Raw genomic sequence first — 18,248 nt, 5'->3', positions numbered from 1 at the left:
AAGCTCAAGCTCAAGCTCAAGCTCAAGCTCAAGCTCAAGCTCAAGCTCAAGCTTGGAATATTTACCGAATGCTGTTTCAAAAGATGCATCAGGCAGCAATGCCGGTACATCTGCGTCCCCTTCGACTAATACAACAAATGATAAGTTAGCGAGCCTTAAAAAAGAAAAAGATGTTGCTAATTTACCCAATGCAATAATAGAACAACCAACTGAAACAGACGTGAAACGCGAGGTTGCGGAGACTGGACAATGGGTTGCAAAGTCAGAACATGAGCTTTTTGATTGGTGCATGCAAATAAAACATAGCATCAGTGCACGCACCAGCTTGCCACTTCAAGAGCCATTAATTGCGCGCTTGATTGATAACTTTATCAAGTACAGTCCAAATTTTTCTCCGGAATTTCGCAGCTATTTTTTAGTGGCTATTAAAGAGACCCTGGAAAATATTTCTGCAAAAGCAGAATTCCTTCGTCGTGTGTTGTTTGCGTTGATTGATGATGAGCTGATAGACCTTGATGCTTTTGCCATGGCTGTTGCTGCTGCTGATCCGGCGATTGCGGATAACAGTATTGCTCCCGCACCGATAACAGGCAACCAGGAAAAGCCCCCGCAAATAAACTCGCAGGTAGTGGGTGTTATACAAGAACAACAAGCTATTCAAAATGATGATGCACCACAGAAAGATGATGTTATTTATAACAATCAACACACACAGGATCAGCTGGATAGCACATCAAGCCAACAGGACAGTGAACAGCAAATCCAACAGCGTCTGTCCCAGCTGATCCGGGAATTGCGTAACGGAAGAATTGATGCTTTCGGGTTGCGCATGAACCTTTATTATTGGCAACGATTGGTTGAACAATTTTTTCAGTCGTCGGCTAATAGCGACAATTATTCAACCTTGCTGCAATCTATTCGCAGCTATTCAATAGAAGCGATTGATCCCAATCATTTCTATCAACAAGTGATACATGCGCTCGTCACTGACTTGCCTGTGGACATGGAAATATTTATCACGCGTACCGCAGAGGATCATAGCCGCGCGCAAACTGCTGCACCACAACCAGCTGTTGTCGCAACCGGCGATGCAATATTGCCGGCGAACATGCAGGAAACAGCAAGTCTACACATTGCAAGCACTACCAACGAGCAACCAGCCGGTGTAATGGATGCAGCGGATGGCGTAAATCCACAACAGAATTCCAACGCTGGCCAGGCGCAATATCCAGCGAATGAAAATAATGAATATGTTATTGGACAGGATGCAACCAATGAGCAAGGCATGCATATGAGCCAACCAACCAATTCCGATTTGCGTGGGAGTGAAAAATCGTTGCGTATTCCCGGATTAACCCTGGAGCAATTGCTCCAGGGATCGGCAGCGTTAAATGTTGAACAACTACAACAACTTCAACAACAGGTTAATTTATTGCTGCGGCAATTTACGCGGGAGCAGGCAAACGAATGGCATGGTGTATTGCGTAATCCATTATCGGCCCAACGATTAATCCAGCATGTTCCCGGTCATTTATTGCATCAAATTGTGCAACGCTTGCAGCCCGCACAATTTGCGGCGCTTGATCCTATTGTCAAGCTGGCGACTGAGGCATTGGTATTACTGATACCAAATGCTGATCCATTAATAATCAAGCAAGTGCGTTGGGAATTTGTATTTATGCAATTGTTTGGCCCGCCAAACCCGTTGGATGCTGCCGGGCTATTGAAAAAATGTTGTGAACAACTTGCTGGTGCTCTGGGCTTTGACGATAGCCAACGCCTGCTGCAATTGGCAGAGCGCCGCCTGGCATTGTTAAAACCGGTGGCAGCGGCGCGACCCAACATGTCATTAACCGATAGCAATGGCAGCGCAGAACCTGAATTGGATTTTGAGGCCGGTATTCATTTAAATAATGTGGGAATGGTGTTGGCATCGCCATTTTTACCGCGGCTATTTTCCATGTTCAATTTATTGGAAGACGGAAAATTTATTCATCCGGGCGCCGCTGACCGCGCCGTGCATTTGCTGCAATACATGGTAACAGGCCGCAGTGAAACACCGGAGTATGAATTAATGTTGAATAAAATCCTCTGCGGTATTAGCACCAGCATGCCCATCAGTAATGGTATCGATATTACCGAACAAGAAAAAACGGTGATTGATCAAATGTTGCAAAGCATGATTCAACATTGGCGGGCATTGGGTTCCACGTCTGTTGCTGGCCTACGCGAAACATTTTTCCAACGCCAGGGCTGGTTGGTGCTGGATGAGGAGTATTGGCGATTAAAAGTTCAGGAGCGCACCTTTGATATGTTGCTGGATCGTTTGCCCTGGAGTATTTCCATGATTAAACATGGATGGATGGACAAACCGCTGCGCGTTTCCTGGCGTGAACAATCATGATAGTTAACAAAAAAATGAATGGGATAATGGTGAACTGATCAATGGTAAATAATGTAAGCCAACAAAATGCAGCGACACTTGAACGCGAACTTAACTGGTTTGCAGACGTGCTCAATTTGCGTTTTACCCATTATTTCGGTTCGCCCGATATCCAGGCAACGACAGCCGATATCCGCACAATTTCCCCGCCGGATTTGGCAAATGATAATTCTGAGTACGCACAACTGGTACGCCGTTATGCAATGGAGTTTGACGCGCGATTGTTATTTATTTTGTGCCTGATTCCGCATGTGCGCCCGCAAGCATTGGATATTTTCTTTACCCAGAGCCAAATCACCGGGCGCAGTTACACCGAATTTGGTGGCTGGCGCGGTAAAGCCCACAGCGGTTTTTTACCCTCGGCCGAAACCGCCGTATTTTTATTGGCCGGCCAGGATCTGGAGCGACGTTTCGCGGCGCTGCAATTATTTGATGAACACCATTATTTTTTCAAACAAGGATTATTAAAGCTTGAACATCAAGCGGCAGGTGAACCGTTTTTGAATGCGACTATTTCTGTAACGGCTGAAACCTTGCATCGCTGCACCCACGGCCAGGTGCATAAACCGGATTACAGTATGGAATTTCCGGCCAAATTAATTACCAGTCCGTTGAATTGGAGTGATCTGGTTTTGTCGCAAGATGTTATGGAAGAAATTGACCACCTTAATACCTGGTTAAAGCAGGGCAAGGATCTGGTTAATCGCTGGGCATTGGAGCGAGCAATTAAACCCGGTTATCGCAGTTTATTTTTCGGTCCACCGGGAACGGGTAAAACCCTGACGGCAACGTTACTCGGCGCCAGTGCGGGAGTCGATGTATACCGCATCGATTTATCCATGGTGGTATCCAAATATATTGGTGAAACTGAAAAAAATCTCGCCGGTGTCTTTGACCAGGCGCAAAATAAAAACTGGATTTTATTTTTTGACGAAGCCGATTCACTTTTTGGCAAGCGCACGCAAACCAGCAACTCCAATGATCGCCACGCAAACCAGGAAATTTCCTATCTGTTACAGCGCATTGAAGATTTCCCCGGCGTCGTGATTTTGGCCAGTAACATCAAGGCCAACATTGATGAAGCGTTTGCGCGGCGTTTCCAATCCATTATTTACTTTCCATTACCGGATGAAGTGGAGCGTTTGCGGTTATTAAAAAATTTATTCGGTAACCCGGAACTGCTAGCAGATGATGTAGACCTGCAACAGCTTGCGGAAAAGTATGAACTCTCCGGCGGTTCACTGACTAATGTGGCCCGCTACGCTGCAATACGCGCAACCCGCCAGCAGCGCAATAAAATCCAGCATGCCGATTTGTTGCAAGGCATTAACAAAGAACTTCTCAAGGAGGGGCGTACGCTCTAATTGACCATGATGAATGTTTCTTCATCCAAGTTGTTATCGCAATTATCCGGTACATTGTTACTACTGTTTTCGTTGGTGGCGAATTCCCAATCGCTACCGGAAGGTGCTATTGCCAATAAAGATAAGTGCCTTGGCTATGAAATGGAATATAAAAAATATCCCAAACCTGTTATCGCCAAAGTACAAGCGGATATGTATCAGCTTTATCACCAGGATGCAGATTGGAAACATGATGCCGGCTTAAAAGGAAAACCGCTGAATGACGGTATTCTCGGCCCGATTACCTGGTCCTGGATGCAGCGATTCTGTAAAAATTTTGCGTTGGATATTAATGCTAATGTAGTCGCGGCCTTCCCTCCCCGCGCTGATGAAATTGCCAGTTTTTCTACACGCTTTAATGAAGCGGCATTTACGTTAATCAGCAAACCATTTGCGCAGTGGAGTGTAAGTCATCACACAGCCTGCAATCTGGATGTGCAACAAACATTGGCCCATGGTAACGATGATGCATTGCAAGCGTTGGTGCGTTGTTATCTGGAAGGGGAACAGAAAAAGCCGGAGCCGGCGGCGGCTGTTGCTAGCAAACCTGTTATTCCCCATACGCTCTATGTTTTGCGTGAGGATGATTTTGCATTGATGGCCGAAGCATCTGCCTCCGCAAAAATAATCATTAACGCGATTGAGGGTTTGCAAGGAAAGGAATTTGCCGATAAACCTGCTGCCCAGGCTGAACTTAATAAGTTGCTTGCCGGTGTACCCGTGGAAGAAAGCAAAATGTTGGCTGATGCAATTATCGCGCAATTGGAACCAAAAACACGCTATGTCATTACAGATCAACTATTAAATACGTTAAACCAGCAAGGTATTAGTGATGCGTTATTTGATGCATTAAAAAATTTACCGGAAAAGTCATTTAATGATCAAACTACATTGAAAAAAACAATTACTGCAGTTATCGAGAAAGTTAATGCAATCCCGGTAACAAACGTTGCAGTGAATAGTGCGACCGGCACCGAAACCAATACTGCATCCCATGCTGAACCCAACGCCACAACTAACACAAAAAATAATCACAGCGAGGCCGAACCCAATGCTCCAGCTGCCCAACCGCCCATTAATGCCGAGCGAGTGGTATTGCAAATCCAGTTGCTTAGCCAACAGGACTACCTGGTTGCCAACAAAATTACAGTTGCAAATATTCCGTTATCCCAAGGGCCGATTGTGGCTCCGATTATCGAATTGCTACAGGACCTGAAAGATCGTGAGTACCCGGAAGGTGAGCTTTTGCATCTTGCGATTAAAAATAAAATCCTGAAAGCATCGGATATCTGTAAACAGGATAAATCCAATGCCGTGGATAAAACGCTGGATAAACCCAACATTAATGAAATCCGGCAATACTTGCAAAAAGCTATTGAGCCCGGCGATTTGACTGACAAATATTGCACCGAAAATTACTATGCAAAATTGAATAAATACTATGACGAGCACGTGCGGGCCAATATCGAAAGAATCTACTCGGAACCTATGCCTGAATATAAGCATGAACCGATTTTATGGAGCGGCGCTGCCAAAGACTGTGGTTGTGTGCCAGCGGAAATCCAAACTATGGCCTATGGTATTTTTCCTTACTGGAAAATAACGGATAAACCACTCTCTTATGACTTCAGCACTTTTTCGCGAGTTTCCTATTTTGGCTTGACGCTTAGTAATGGCGGCAAACTGCAACAAATTAATAGTAAAGGCGAAAATTTACTGAAAGATAACACTGACAAAGCCAAGGCATTTATTCGTGAAGCGCGGCGTTACGGTAGCAAAGTCGATTGGATTCTTGAAAAGGAATTTTCCACCGCACCGGAGTTGCAAAATGATGCGGCGTTGCAAATTTTCTATAGCAATCTGGAAACCGAAATTATCAATCTGCTTGGCACACCCCTTATGGATGCAGAATCGCGTTTGCGCCCCCTGTTGAGTTTCGGCCTGACCAATCATCCATTGAATGGTGATGGTGTAACCCTGTACTTTAAAAATTACCCGCAGTCTTCTGCAGCCAGGGACAAGTTCGATGAATTTTTCAAATCGCTAAAAGGAAAACTGCGCGAGCTTGATGAAAAACGTAATTACTTACGCGTAGAAAAACACACTACCTATGTCAATATCATGCTGAATAAGTCCAGTTTCCTGGGTGACAGCAACACCTTTAATCGCGAACACCTGGATAGCCTCACGCAAGCGGATGACTGGGCGGAAAAAAATCTTTCTATTGTAGAAATCCAGGATCGTGTACGCACTATGCTGGTGCTGATTATGGAAGATCCCTATTACACATCACTCGATGAAATTTATGCAGTGACTACCAGCACCGACAGATCCATTATTGCGCCGTTAATGTTTAGCGACTATTCGCAGATGGATACCAGTATGGAGCACAAAGGACAAAGTGTTGACGAGCGCAAAAAGCGCCTTGCTTATGTCCATGAAAGTTTTGGTGGCGGTACATTTTGGCCGATGGTGGAATATGAAAACAGTAGCGATGGGAAAGATTACAAGGAATTTAACAACTATATTGGCAAACATTTTTCACCGGGTTACACCGAATCTTTCTGGAATGAAACCTTGTGTGCTTATCGCTGGACGCTCATTTACATTATGAACGTGTGGCTATTACTGGCCTTTATCTATTTAATTACCTTGTTTTATTTGTTCCCTCATCGCTGCAGGAACTTGCCGGGATTATTGCGCTGGTTGCAACATCCACTAACGGTTGTCGCACTCATTTTGCCACCTATAGCGCTCTGGGGGTATCTGATATTGATGGACCCGGTATTCAGTTTCCTGAATTTATCCAGCGTATTTTGTTTGCTATTGCTAGCCCTTGCGATTTGGGCGGGTGTTGATGCGGTTAAGGCGTTGCAACAACAAAAACCCAATCGTAATTTATTGCATTATCAAAAAATGGCAACTGTTCCGGCAGCGGAACCTACGGATTCTGTTACCGATGAACACGATGAAAATAGCGAAGACGATTACAAATAGTTTCACCAGTAGTTATTGCAAGGATGCTGCCACTGAACTTAACTTAATTGATCTACCAACCAGGGAATACCCGGGAGAACATGATGGCCTTTACTACCAGACAAACTGCCAGTGAACAAAAATCCGCACAGGAAGCAGCAGCCAAGCCGTCGGCACAATTATTTAGCGATCAACGTGCCTCTACCGGCATGCAATTAAAGCAACAACAGCTAATGCAAACCGCGCAGCTCGCTGGCGCGGAAGAAGAGGAACCACTGCAAGGAAAATTTGTACCTGCACAATTAATGGAAGAGGAAGAGCCACTGCAAGGCAAGTTTGCGACAGCGCAATTAGCCGAAGAGGAGGAACCATTACAAGGGAAATTTGCAACAGCACAGCTCGCTGAAGACGAAGAATTGCTGCAAGGAAAATTCGCGGATAGCGCACCTGTACAACGGGAAGAAAAACCCAATAACACCGGTTTGCCCAACCAATTAAAAGCAGGCATTGAATCACTTTCCGGGATGAGTATGGATGGTGTAAAAGTTCATTACAATTCGGACAAACCTGCACAATTAAATGCGCACGCTTATGCGCAAGGTACAGACATCCACGTTGCACCGGGACAAGAACAACACCTGCCGCACGAGGCATGGCATGTTGTACAGCAAGCCCAGGGCCGTGTTCAACCGACCACACAAATGCAAGGCACATCGGTCAATGATGATGCGGGTTTGGAATCGGAAGCGGATGTAATGGGGGCGAAGGCGTTATCGACTGCTTCACACGGAAATAGTCAGGCAGCCACATCAATACAATTGAAATCCGAGGATACAAAACAACTGCTGAGTGCAACTGTTGTGCAGAAAAAAGATATGCATTATTGGGTGACGTCTCGCGACAATGGTAACCATTATATTGGTATGTTCAAAGGACATGCGGCGGCCAACAAGTGGTGGAAAGCCAATAAGAGCAATTATCGCGGGTATACGTTTGGCCAGGGAAACAGCGCAGAAAGTTATCGATAATATTGGAGATTTATCGCTTGGGTGCATGAAATGAATTGTATGAAAAAGTGTATTTGATTTTCCGGTTAGTGTTTAAAGGATAATTTTATTATGCATACTCGCGCTCCTGCATCCCAAAAACAATTCGGATCAGTTAATCAGCTAGCGCAACAGCCAGAAAATACTGCTTCACTATTTACCGATAACCGTCAGGAATCCAATGAATCCAAAGCCATGCAATTGATGATGCATGGTAATCCTCATCATAAAGAAATAAATGGATTGCAAAGGAAAATGGATTCCAGTCATTTGTTGAGCTTGCAATTGCGCGGGAAAAATATTGTACAGCGCGCACCAATCGGAGCGTTTGCAGCAGCAGTACCAACACCGCATGGTATGTTTATGGATACGGCTAATACAGTAGCCCATAACAGTAATGTGGATGGAAATGCAAACGTTGCGGGCCGCCGTATCGCGGTTATGCGCGGCCCGGCGAACGGTGGAGTGCCCTCGGTTGATCCGCATGGATGGAATTGGTTGAGGGCCAAGTTTTTACGCCTGAAAGGACAATGGGTTCGCTTTCATTTAATTAATGCAAAATTAGGTGGCTCCGGTGCAAACCCGTTAAACCTGGTGCCGACAACCCACGCGTTGAATCACGATGCGAATTGGCGACAAATTGAGGAAGATGCCAAGACAAGTGCAAATACCAAATGGACTTATCTGGATGTAACTCCCACTTATGATCCTGCATACCCTGCAGGTATTCCACGCTCGATCCAGGGTGAATGGGGCGATTGGGATGCGCTAAATTCACAGTGGATAACACGTGGTGTTATGCCTGCTACCGCGCAGGATAATCCGGTGCACAATATGCAACCTTATAGTGATGCATCAGCATTGAATTTGCATACATTAAAAAATCTGATCAGGGCTAATATGCCTAATGCGAAAAATAATAGAAAGAAAATTGCCAAACGTCGCTCGCTAGCAATCCCTGCATCTTACAAGGTTTCAAAAGGCCTGGATTTATTAACAAACTCATATCAATCTCATTATGAATTAGAGACTGCCTGGCAGGCATTCTTGAATATAATTAAGGACGAAAAAGCAGCTAGCGTCTGGTACAAAATAATGAACCGGGTTTATTTAACAGAAGAAGGCCCTGCCCCCTGGCGATTGGTTTATCGTAAGTGAGTAGCACAATATGCCATACCAATCTCGCGATCAGAAAAAAAATGTACTAAATGAAAACGCCGCAACGGCTGCTTCGGTGCGTGTTAACGATCAGCGGGTCGCAGCTGCAACCCAATTGGCGTTGCAACGTAATATGGGTAATAACCCGGTGGCTATTCAGCAACAAAAGACCCAGCAGCAAATGAACGTTGCTACCGCGAATAAATTTCCTGTTATACAGCGCGATGAGACAGATGTAAGTGATTACGTATTCAAGAATAGAAATACTATAAAAACTATTGAAGGACTAAAGGAAATTTTTGAAGGGTGTTATAACAATGGCAAACTAATGACAAAATGGGGGCCACGTAGAAAAGATACATTGGAACACTATATCACTACGCAGATTGATAGGGATTTGGTCAAATCCTGGGTGAAAGACACGAGTGTGCCGTCAAAAATTAGAAAAATGTTATTAGAACTTTGGAATAAAGGTCAGTCAAAAAAATTAAAGCTCAACAATAATCTGATTGCCGATTTGGTTCAGGATGTATCTACATTGGATCTTGATAGTAAAGGCGGATTGAAACGCTCTGATTCATTTACATTTGAAGGTGGTACGAAGGTCCCTGATTTTTCTGAATTATTAGGCAAACTCGACCAAACAACCAAAGTAGAAGATAGTAGTGGCAAGAAATTAAAAAAAGTACCGTCCACCAAATCATTGCGTACCAGTGGTTTACTCATCCGCGCCTATGGCGATGATATGAATGCGAAGCAGCGCCAACCGGGAACCGAATTTGTCCTTGACCTTGGTGGTAGCCTGGGAATTTACAGGGATGCTTATGGTAATGGCGATATGTTTTATTATCCGTTGGAAAACAGTGAGAGTCGCCCGGATGTTTATCAACAAGAAGGTAACTCAAGTGAACACACCTGGACCGGTTTGGCGAAGGAACTATCCAGTCATTCCGGGCTTGAAGATTTGGGCGAAAAGCTAGCACAAGTGTTGCAATCTGAATATAAAGGCAAGTTGAACCGCTCGGAAGTAAATGCTATTGGAGCTATGTTGGCCGATGTAAAACTATCCATTCAGGGATGGGTGTATGCGGTTGAACAATTGAAGACTTTTGACTTGAATGAAAAAACCATTGAAGACCTTTTTGCAGTCATCGGTGGCCCCTTCTGGAAATATTCGCTGAATGCGTCTCATGTATCAAACAGCAAAATTCCGGATGATGAAAAGGGCCGCAAGGCAGGTCTGGGGTTTAAGAAAACAGATATTGCAAAAAGAAAAAGGAACAGTGCAGGTACAACAGGCAATAAACCCAAAAAGAAAAAATTAACGGAAACAGTAAATGATGAAAAATAACAATGTCGGTATAAAAACGTATATTCCCAAAATTGAAACACTATTTCATGAAATGACTTCAATCGCCTGTTGAAATGTTTTCTTGCCGCGCTGGTGGCGCTTTAATGGCTGGTCATCGGCGAATACTTCCAGCAATGCAGTATTAAAATCATAAATGCGATTATCGCGACCCGTTTGTTCTGTTGCGGCTTCGAAACCCTGGGTGTGTGCATCGGCCAGAATGGCAACATCTTCAATCATCCCGGTGGCGATTTCCATATCCGCAGGGTTATTGAATGATGCCTCACACGCAAGGGCATCGGTCGAATGAAAATTACGGCAGCGAAATGGGCGCACTGGATAAATAGTGCATTGGTTGTTTTCCAGCAGCGCGCATTTTAAATTAGTGGTGAGGTGCTGTTCAGGCGTGATGGTGCGAATTATTTCTGCATTATCAGCCGCTTGTTTTAATATTGCCGTGATTTTTTCGGCGCTGAAATTTTTGCCCATGTAATTTTTAATTAACAGGATTTCATGGGCCCGTGCTTCTACCTTATAGTAACAGCAAAATGCACACCCTGCTTTACAGGCGGGTTTGTTCGTTGCATCAGCGAAAGCAGTGGCGATCAGGTTATCGTAACGCGCATAGGATTTTTCCAGGGCAGAATTTGCATCTTTGCTGCCCTTTAATTGTGCAGCAGAACGCTGGTATTCATGTTGTGCGGTGGTTTGGAAAATGTCGGACATGGAAAATAAATAGCGTTGTTGGTTAAGACGAATGGTGTTTAAGTTCTTTCCGGGCTTGTTTGATAATTTGCGTCGCTGCCGTCAATGCCAGAGTGGCCATAATAACTGCCACAATTAAATCCGGCCATGCCGTACCCGTACCAAATACACCAACTGCCGCAAGGACAACCGCGATATTTCCCAATGCATCATTACGCGTACACAACCACACACTGCGCATATTGCTATCGCCATTGCGATAGGCATACAACAACCATGCAACACCGAGGTTAGCGCCGAGCGCGAGCAATCCAATAAGGCTCATGGTTTGCGCATCGGGAATCACGCCGGTAATTGCATTCCATATGGCATGCGCTAAAACCCCGATGCCAAATAACGCCATCGACGCTGCTTTTAGCAGTGATGCTTTCGCGCGCGTTTGTACACTCTGTGCCAACACCCACAAACTGATTCCGTAATTCGCGGCATCACCAAGGAAATCGATTGAATCAGCGAGTAATGAAGCAGAATTTGCGCGCAGGCTGAAAATAATTTCAACCACAAACATCAATGCATTAACGACGAGTGCGATCCATAAAATACGGCGGTATTTGGGATCAGGTTGGGGTGGAGAGTCGTGATCGTGGCTACAGCAATGAGCGCCCATAATTTTCTCCGGTTTTTTGTTGCATAGCTCACCAATAGTCAGGTTTTTTAATGGCTTTTTTCTGCGTTGGAATCACGTCAGGTAATATTGATTGTTTCAACTCTTCGCTTCGGATGTGATTCCTTGTCCAATGCGCATAAATACTCAACCGGTTATTGCCTGGACGTGCCCGTGAAGTAATGCCGGGGATTGGTTCCCTGATGGGTAATATTACTCCAATTTTTAGTGCGGGATAGTCGTTGCATAGCGCTTTAAGTGTGGGCTCCTGATCGGTATCGTTGGTAACAAAGACGGCTTGGTCTATATGAATAGCATCGCGATAAGCCTCAAGTGCTATGTTCACATCAGATTGTTTTTCTTCCAGGCGCCATATTTTGACTCGCCGATTTTTATCAGGTGGATCCAGGTATTCGAGAAATGAGCCTTCCTCAAGACTAAAGTAACCTTCAAATATAGAAATGTGCTGAGGATATAAGGTGGCAAGTGCGCGATGGTAAGCATTTTGTGCCGCACCTGCTGCATTACCATGGGACGCGAGTTTGGTTTTAATCGGTGCCGTAAAAAATTTAATGTGCAGCAATTCTGCATCAGGGTTGTTTTCGTTAATAATCCTCGTAAATAGCTTATAGAGATCCAGCCATTTATATTTCGTAGCTTTTAAACAGCCATAGTAAAGGTTAAATCCATCAACATAACAAATAGTTTTCATAGGCTTTCCCTGTCCAGATATAAAAGTACTGATATAAAAAAACCGCCCGGAGGCGGTTTTTTTGTCCTATACCGATACCAACTTAATGATACCTGCTAAGGATGAGTCGTGAAGCAATTATAACGATTATTCCTTTATTGGCAATCGCGAATTGCCAGGTTTGCGATGCACTAACGCATAAAGCACTGGTAACACAAATAACGTGAGTAATGTAGACGAAATAATTCCGCCGATGACCACGGTTGCTAATGGCCGTTGCACTTCTGCGCCTATGCCCACGTTAAATGCCATTGGTACAAATCCCAAACTGGCCACCAGTGCGGTCATTAACACTGGGCGTAAACGAGTTAGTGCGCCCTGGATAATGGCGGAAATCAAATCGCCATGCTCATGGTAAAGCTGCCGAATAAACGCGAGCATTACCAAACCATTCAATACCGCAATGCCGGAGAGTGCGATAAAGCCGACACCGGCGGACATGGATAAGGGCATGTCGCGCAACCAGAGCGCAAGTACACCGCCGGTGAGCGCGAGGGGAACGCCGGTGAAAATAATCAGCGCATCTTTTAGCGAACCAAACGCCATCACTAATAATACGATGACCATTAGCAATGTTAATGGAACAACAACTGCCAAACGTTGGGTCGCGGATTCAAGTTGCTCAAATGTGCCGCCGTAATCCAGCCAATAACCTGCCGGTAATTTTACTTGCTGGTTAATTTGGGTTTGCACATCATTCACAAATGAGCCGAGATCGCGGCCGCGCACATTGGCAGTAACGATTACCAAACGTTTTCCATTTTCGCGGCTGACCTGGTTGGGTGCCGGTGCAAGTTCGATGCTGGCAATTTCATTGAGCGGTACAAATCCGGGTTCGGAATTAATGGGTACCGGCAAGCGTTCAAGGGCGAGCAAATCGTTGCGCAAATTTTCGGGCAAGCGCACCTGTATTTCAAAACGGCGATCACCTTCATAAATAATGCCTGCACTTTCCCCGGCAATTGCGGTAGCAACAAAATCCTGCACTTCATTAATTGTTAATCCATAAGCAGCGAGTTGCGTGCGCTTTGGGGTAACAGTTAATACCGGCAGGCCAGTAACTTGTTCCATACGCGCATCGGCAGCGCCGGGAATTTGTTGCACGACTTGCAAAATTTCTGCCGCGGATTGTTGCAATTGATCGAGATCATCGCCGATGACTTTGATACCCAAATCTGAACGCACTCCGGAAATCAATTCATTAAAACGCATTTGGATCGGCTGGGTGAATTCGTAATTGTTGCCGGGTAACTCGCGCACGGCTTTTTCAATCGCGTCGACCAGATCTTGCTTTGCGCGTTTAGGGTCTGGCCATTGGTCACGCGGTTTGAAAATCACAAAGTTATCGGCAACCGATGGCGGCATGGGGTCGGTGGCAATTTCGGCGGTGCCGATTTTGGCAAAGACTTTATCCACTTCCGGAAATTCTTTGATACGCGCTTCCAGCAAACTTTGCATCGCTACCGCTTGCTCCAGGCCGGTGCCGGGAATGCGCAATGCATGGAGTGCCATATCGCCTTCGTCCAGCTGTGGAATAAATTCTGAACCCAAGCGCGTCGCCAGCCACAGACTGAACATTACCAGCAACACGGCGGCCGCCAGAATGCGGGTATGCAAACGCAATGCTTTTTCCAGTAAGGGTTGATAAAAATCTTTAACCGCGCGCATCACACGATTTTCATGTTCAGCAATTTTTCCATTCATTAACAACGCAATGGCAGCGGGAATAAAGGTTAGTGAGAGGATTAATGCCGAGGTCAAAGCGATAACAACGGTGATTGCCATGGGGTGAAACATTTTTCCTTCCACACCGGTGAGCGTAAAAATCGGCAAATACACCAGCGTGATAATGCCCACACCAAACAGGCTGGGGCGGATGACTTCGCCGGTGGCTTCATAGGCGAGTTGCAAGCGCGCTTTTACGTCGAGTTTATGGTCATGGGGTAATCCGCGTTGGGCTTCTCCCAAACGACGAATGCAGTTTTCAACAATGATAACCGCACCGTCCACAATCAAACCAAAATCCAGTGCACCCAAACTCATCAGGTTGGCTGACACGCCCGCCTCCACCATGCCGGTAATCGTCATTAACATGGTGATAGGAATGACCGCCGCCGTAATTAACGCAGCGCGCAAATTGCCGAGCAATAAAAATAAAACCGCGATGACCAGCAATGCACCTTCGAGCAGGTTTTTTTGCACAGTGTCGATGGTTTTATCAACCAATTGCGTGCGGTCATACACCGCCACGGCGACAACGCCGTCGGGCAATGAGCGATTGATTTCCTCCAGTTTTTCGGCCAGTGCGCGCGCGACTGTGCGGGAGTTTTCACCCATTAACATCATCGCCGTGCCGAGTACTGTCTCACTGCCATTTTGCGTGGCAGCACCGGTGCGCAATTCTTTACCAATGGCCACTTGCGCGATGTCCCTGATGCGCACGGCAACCCCTTTGCCATTGGTGACAATGAGATTTTCAATATCGTCGATATTGCTTAATTGCCCCGGTGTGCGCACTAGTAATTGCTGGCCGTTGCGTTCGATAAAGCCGGCGCCGCGATTATTGTTGTTGCTATTAAGCGCGTTAACCAGATCGTCAAAGGTTAACCCCCACTGCAATAATTTTGTCGGTTCCGGCGTGATGTGATATTGCCGCGTGTAACCGCCGATCGCGTTAATTTCAATCACGCCTTTCACTTGCATTAATTGCGGACGAATGACCCAGTCCTGCAATTCGCGCAAGGCCATTGCATCGAATGGCTTGCTATTTTCTTGTGCTTCCACCGTGTACATAAAAATTTCACCGAGGCCGGTGGCAATCGGCCCCATGGTCGGCGAAATATTTTCCGGCAAATGGGTTTTGATCTGGCCAATGCGCTCGTTAATTAAATTGCGCGCAAAATAAATATCCGTGCCTTCTTCAAATACCACCGTGACTTGCGATAAACCGTAACGGGAAATCGAACGGGTGTAAGCGAGTTTAGGCAAACCGGCGAGCGCGGTTTCTACCGGATAGGTGATGCGCTGTTCAGTTTCCAGTGGCGAATAGCCGGGCGCTTCGGTGTTGATTTGTACCTGGACATTGGTGATGTCGGGCACGGCATCAATGGGCAGGCGCTGGTAATTCCACAGGCCAAGTAACGCGATAGCCACTATAGCGGCGAGCACCAGCCAGCGCCGCGCAATGGCGGTGTGCAGGATTGCATCAATCATGGTGGCAATTCTCCTGAATCATTTTGATAGCTCCTGTCCTGCGTTAGTGGTCGTGGCTCGCCCCGGATTTCTCCAGGTCGGCTTTCAGGACATAGGCGTTTTCCACCACATACTCATCACCCGCGTTTAACCCGCCGAGCACTTCGCTGTAATTGCCATCACTGCGGCCCAATTCCAACGGGCGGATTTCATAGCTATCACCGACTTTGATAAACACCACCTGCCAATCGCGGAAAGTTTGTAAAGCGCGACGATCAATACGCACGGCAACCGCTGTTTCAGCGGTGGTAATCCAGCCTTCCACCGATTGGTTGGGAACCCAGGTGCCCGCGTTGTTATCAACCGGTGCATGGACTTCCAGCGTCGGCGTTTCGCCATGGCGTGGGGTGATGTATTCAATTCTGGTAGTGGCAATTTGGCCATCCGCTTTTACTTCTACAGGTTGGCCTGCTTTGATTTTGCTGGCATCGGCGGGGAAAACCTGCAAATGCAACTCCAAAACACGCTCATCCAGCACACTGAATAACACGCGATCTGCGGTGAATTCACCCGCATTTGCATGGCGCTCCACGACACGGCCATCAATGGGGGATAGCAAGGGGTATTCACGCAAACTCTCGTTGGATTCGACCATCGCCAATACTTCACCCGCTTTTACCGACGCGCCAATGGTCGGTTTCACCGAGCGAATCAAACCGGGGTAACGCGCCTGTATGTGGCTGATGCGCAGTGGATCAGCCACCAGATTGCCGTAGAGTTTGATGCGTTCTTGCAAGGTGCCTTTACCTGCAACAGCGGTGGTTAAACCTGATGCTTTGGCGATTGCAGGGCTGAGTTCGACGCGACCTTCGTAAGATGGATAGCGCCATTGGTAGCGTTTACCTTTGTAGGTCGCAGTGACTTTTACATCAAAGGAATGGGGTTCTTCCACCACGCCCTGGCCGCGCAGGAAATCCTGTTGCGGCTTGAAAACAAAATTATCAATGGCACCGCCAAGGCGATTGAGTTGTACCGATAATTGCCATTCATTTGGCTTGAGTGGTTGGCCATCCAGCGTGGCCCAGGCGCGGTATTCCGGTGGCACGCCTTGTTCAAAGATCGCCAGCTCGACAACGAAATCGCCCTCTTCCAATAAGCGGCCATTGTGTGGGCCTTTGATGATCTCCCCGGCGTGCTCTTCCTGTTCATCGCCATGGTCGTGATCTTCATGGGCGATTGCTAATGAGGAAATGCTGAGGCTGGCGAGTAATAACAGGGACTTGATCAATCGATTCATTCGGCTAACTCCTGTGCGGGGGCGGACGCGGTCAAACGCTCCAGCTCAATTCGGGTTTCGTGGGCACGCAGGGCGGCATTGATTAATTCGGCGCGGGTTTCCAGCAATTCGCGCTGTGCCATCGCCAGTTCCAGCGAGCTGTAACGCCCTTGCTCGAAGGCGTTGGCGGTTGCGCGGCTGGCATCCTGTAACAGCGGCAATATGCGGTCGCGCAGGCTCAGGGTTTCATTCAGTGCTTGCTGGTGGGCGATAAAGGTTTGGTTGAGGCGGGTTTCCAACCGGGATTTGGCGGTATCTTCGGCAAACCGGGCGGCATCTTGCTCCGCCCTCGCCGTTTGCACTGCACCGCTGGCGCGCTTGCCAGCAGCCAGCGGGATATTCACGCCGAGTATGACCGCCGTGTCATCGCTTTGCTGAAACTGGCGCACACCGGCATTCCAGCCTAAAGCCAATTTGCGCTCACTATCGGCTTTGCGCAATTCGGCGGTACGCAGGCGGGTCGCATCGCCCAGTAATGTGAGATCGGGATTTTGCGCAAGGCGCGTTTGCCAATTGGCGAGGGGTTCGGGGTTAGTCAGTGCAAACAAATCACCGTGGGCGCGGGTGAAATCCGGGCTGGCATCGGCCCAGAAAGCGCTGAGTAACAAGGCTTCCTCCTGTGCTTGTTGCCGGGCTTTATCCACGGCGATCCCGGTGCGTGCCAGGGCGGCGCGGGCGCGCATTAGTTCGGCCTGCGGTGTACTGCCGGCCTGGACGCGTTTTACCAGGCTGTCTACCAGCGCCTGCCCTAAATGCTGCGCTTCTTCTTCCAGCCGCTGTTGTTCCTGGGCGGCGAGCAAGGCGATAAAGCGGTAATTCACCGCCGCGACCAAGTCCAGCACTGCCACGCGCCGCTCAGTTTGCAATTGCTGCTGGCGCGCAGTGACGACACCGGTACGTGCATCGCGTTGGCCACCGAGTTCGATTATTGAGGAAAATGACAAGGTGAGTTCAGCAGCATCAACCCCGCTGAATTCGCCGGAACCGGCGATATTTTCGGCCTCCAGCTGAAAACGCGTTTCCGGTCGCAATTGCGCTGTGGTGTGCTCGCCATCCAGCGCGGCGCGGCGGAACTTGTAGCCTGCGAGTTGGGGATTGTGTTGCAGGCTACGGCTTAGCGCCTGTTGTAAGGTGATTTCGCCAGTTTGTGCGAAAGACGCACAGGTGAAGCAGGCACTGGTAATCAATACCAATGCAGGTAACAAGGGTTTCATAATAAATCC

The 18,248-nt window shown here is 47.2% G+C and carries 12 protein-coding genes; 6 read left to right on the top strand and 6 right to left on the bottom strand.

The window, feature by feature from the left end; genetic code table 11:
- The 6 genes from A596_RS22400 to A596_RS20735 form a co-directional block, all read left to right on the top strand.
- The coding region (locus tag A596_RS22400; RefSeq protein WP_200882982.1) for a contractile injection system tape measure protein at positions 1-2,404 on the top strand (2,404 nt) is incomplete at its 5' end.
- A 41-nt stretch (positions 2,405-2,445) separates the two neighbouring features.
- Positions 2,446-3,807: an ATP-binding protein gene (locus tag A596_RS20755; protein WP_039918533.1), complete on the top strand. Its 1,362-nt coding sequence runs from the start codon at positions 2,446-2,448 to the stop codon at positions 3,805-3,807.
- On the top strand, positions 3,808-6,843 hold the full coding sequence (locus tag A596_RS20750) for a hypothetical protein (protein ID WP_152600254.1): 3,036 nt from the start codon (positions 3,808-3,810) through the stop codon (positions 6,841-6,843).
- An 83-nt stretch (positions 6,844-6,926) separates the two neighbouring features.
- A complete protein-coding gene (locus tag A596_RS20745) occupies positions 6,927-7,850 on the top strand; it encodes an eCIS core domain-containing protein (RefSeq protein ID WP_084128742.1) in 924 nt (307 codons plus the stop codon).
- A 90-nt stretch (positions 7,851-7,940) separates the two neighbouring features.
- Positions 7,941-9,026: a DNA/RNA non-specific endonuclease gene (locus A596_RS20740; protein WP_039918527.1), complete on the top strand. Its 1,086-nt coding sequence runs from the start codon at positions 7,941-7,943 to the stop codon at positions 9,024-9,026.
- Between the two features lie 10 nt (positions 9,027-9,036).
- Positions 9,037-10,377 (top strand): hypothetical protein, encoded by a 1,341-nt coding sequence (locus A596_RS20735; protein WP_039918525.1) that lies wholly within the window; start codon positions 9,037-9,039, stop codon positions 10,375-10,377.
- Between the two features lie 45 nt (positions 10,378-10,422).
- Here the strand turns inward: A596_RS20735 and A596_RS20730 are convergent, their stop codons facing one another.
- From A596_RS20730 to A596_RS20705, 6 genes are all read right to left on the bottom strand, one after another.
- Complete coding sequence (locus A596_RS20730) at positions 10,423-11,103, bottom strand: YkgJ family cysteine cluster protein (protein ID WP_039918524.1); 681 nt, start codon at positions 11,101-11,103, stop codon at positions 10,423-10,425.
- 22 nt (positions 11,104-11,125) lie between these two features.
- A complete protein-coding gene (locus tag A596_RS20725) occupies positions 11,126-11,749 on the bottom strand; it encodes a cation efflux transmembrane domain-containing protein (RefSeq protein ID WP_039918523.1) in 624 nt (207 codons plus the stop codon).
- 28 nt (positions 11,750-11,777) lie between these two features.
- On the bottom strand, positions 11,778-12,458 hold the full coding sequence (locus A596_RS20720; protein ID WP_039918521.1) for an NYN domain-containing protein: 681 nt from the start codon (positions 12,456-12,458) through the stop codon (positions 11,778-11,780).
- 126 nt (positions 12,459-12,584) lie between these two features.
- Positions 12,585-15,710 carry an efflux RND transporter permease subunit gene (locus A596_RS20715; RefSeq protein WP_039918519.1) on the bottom strand — a complete coding sequence of 1,042 codons (3,126 nt, stop codon included), beginning with the start codon at positions 15,708-15,710 and terminating at the stop codon, positions 12,585-12,587.
- A gap of 43 nt (positions 15,711-15,753) precedes the next feature.
- A complete protein-coding gene (locus A596_RS20710) occupies positions 15,754-16,986 on the bottom strand; it encodes an efflux RND transporter periplasmic adaptor subunit (RefSeq protein ID WP_039918517.1) in 1,233 nt (410 codons plus the stop codon).
- Positions 16,983-18,239 carry a TolC family protein gene (locus tag A596_RS20705; protein ID WP_039918516.1) on the bottom strand — a complete coding sequence of 419 codons (1,257 nt, stop codon included), beginning with the start codon at positions 18,237-18,239 and terminating at the stop codon, positions 16,983-16,985. Before A596_RS20705 ends, A596_RS20710 begins: the two co-directional genes overlap by 4 nt.
- Positions 18,240-18,248: the final 9 nt, after the last annotated feature.

It is taken from the genome of Cellvibrio mixtus subsp. mixtus J3-8, from assembly GCF_000766945.1.
In the GTDB taxonomy this organism is placed as follows: domain Bacteria; phylum Pseudomonadota; class Gammaproteobacteria; order Pseudomonadales; family Cellvibrionaceae; genus Cellvibrio; species Cellvibrio mixtus_A.
This window is presented reverse-complemented; position numbering and strand designations above follow the sequence as displayed.

What these genes read in the sequence shown, in the direction of transcription:
- A596_RS20725 (WP_039918523.1), bottom strand. Translation starts at nt 11,749, where the DNA reads ATGGGCGCTCATTGCTGTAGCCACGATCACGACTCTCCACCCCAACCT.
- A596_RS20705 (WP_039918516.1), bottom strand. Translation starts at nt 18,239, where the DNA reads ATGAAACCCTTGTTACCTGCATTGGTATTGATTACCAGTGCCTGCTTC.
- A596_RS20745 (WP_084128742.1), top strand. Translation starts at nt 6,927, where the DNA reads ATGGCCTTTACTACCAGACAAACTGCCAGTGAACAAAAATCCGCACAG.
- A596_RS20715 (WP_039918519.1), bottom strand. Translation starts at nt 15,710, where the DNA reads ATGATTGATGCAATCCTGCACACCGCCATTGCGCGGCGCTGGCTGGTG.
- A596_RS20710 (WP_039918517.1), bottom strand. Translation starts at nt 16,986, where the DNA reads ATGAATCGATTGATCAAGTCCCTGTTATTACTCGCCAGCCTCAGCATT.
- A596_RS20755 (WP_039918533.1), top strand. Translation starts at nt 2,446, where the DNA reads ATGGTAAATAATGTAAGCCAACAAAATGCAGCGACACTTGAACGCGAA.
- A596_RS20730 (WP_039918524.1), bottom strand. Translation starts at nt 11,103, where the DNA reads ATGTCCGACATTTTCCAAACCACCGCACAACATGAATACCAGCGTTCT.
- A596_RS20720 (WP_039918521.1), bottom strand. Translation starts at nt 12,458, where the DNA reads ATGAAAACTATTTGTTATGTTGATGGATTTAACCTTTACTATGGCTGT.
- A596_RS20735 (WP_039918525.1), top strand. Translation starts at nt 9,037, where the DNA reads ATGCCATACCAATCTCGCGATCAGAAAAAAAATGTACTAAATGAAAAC.
- A596_RS20740 (WP_039918527.1), top strand. Translation starts at nt 7,941, where the DNA reads ATGCATACTCGCGCTCCTGCATCCCAAAAACAATTCGGATCAGTTAAT.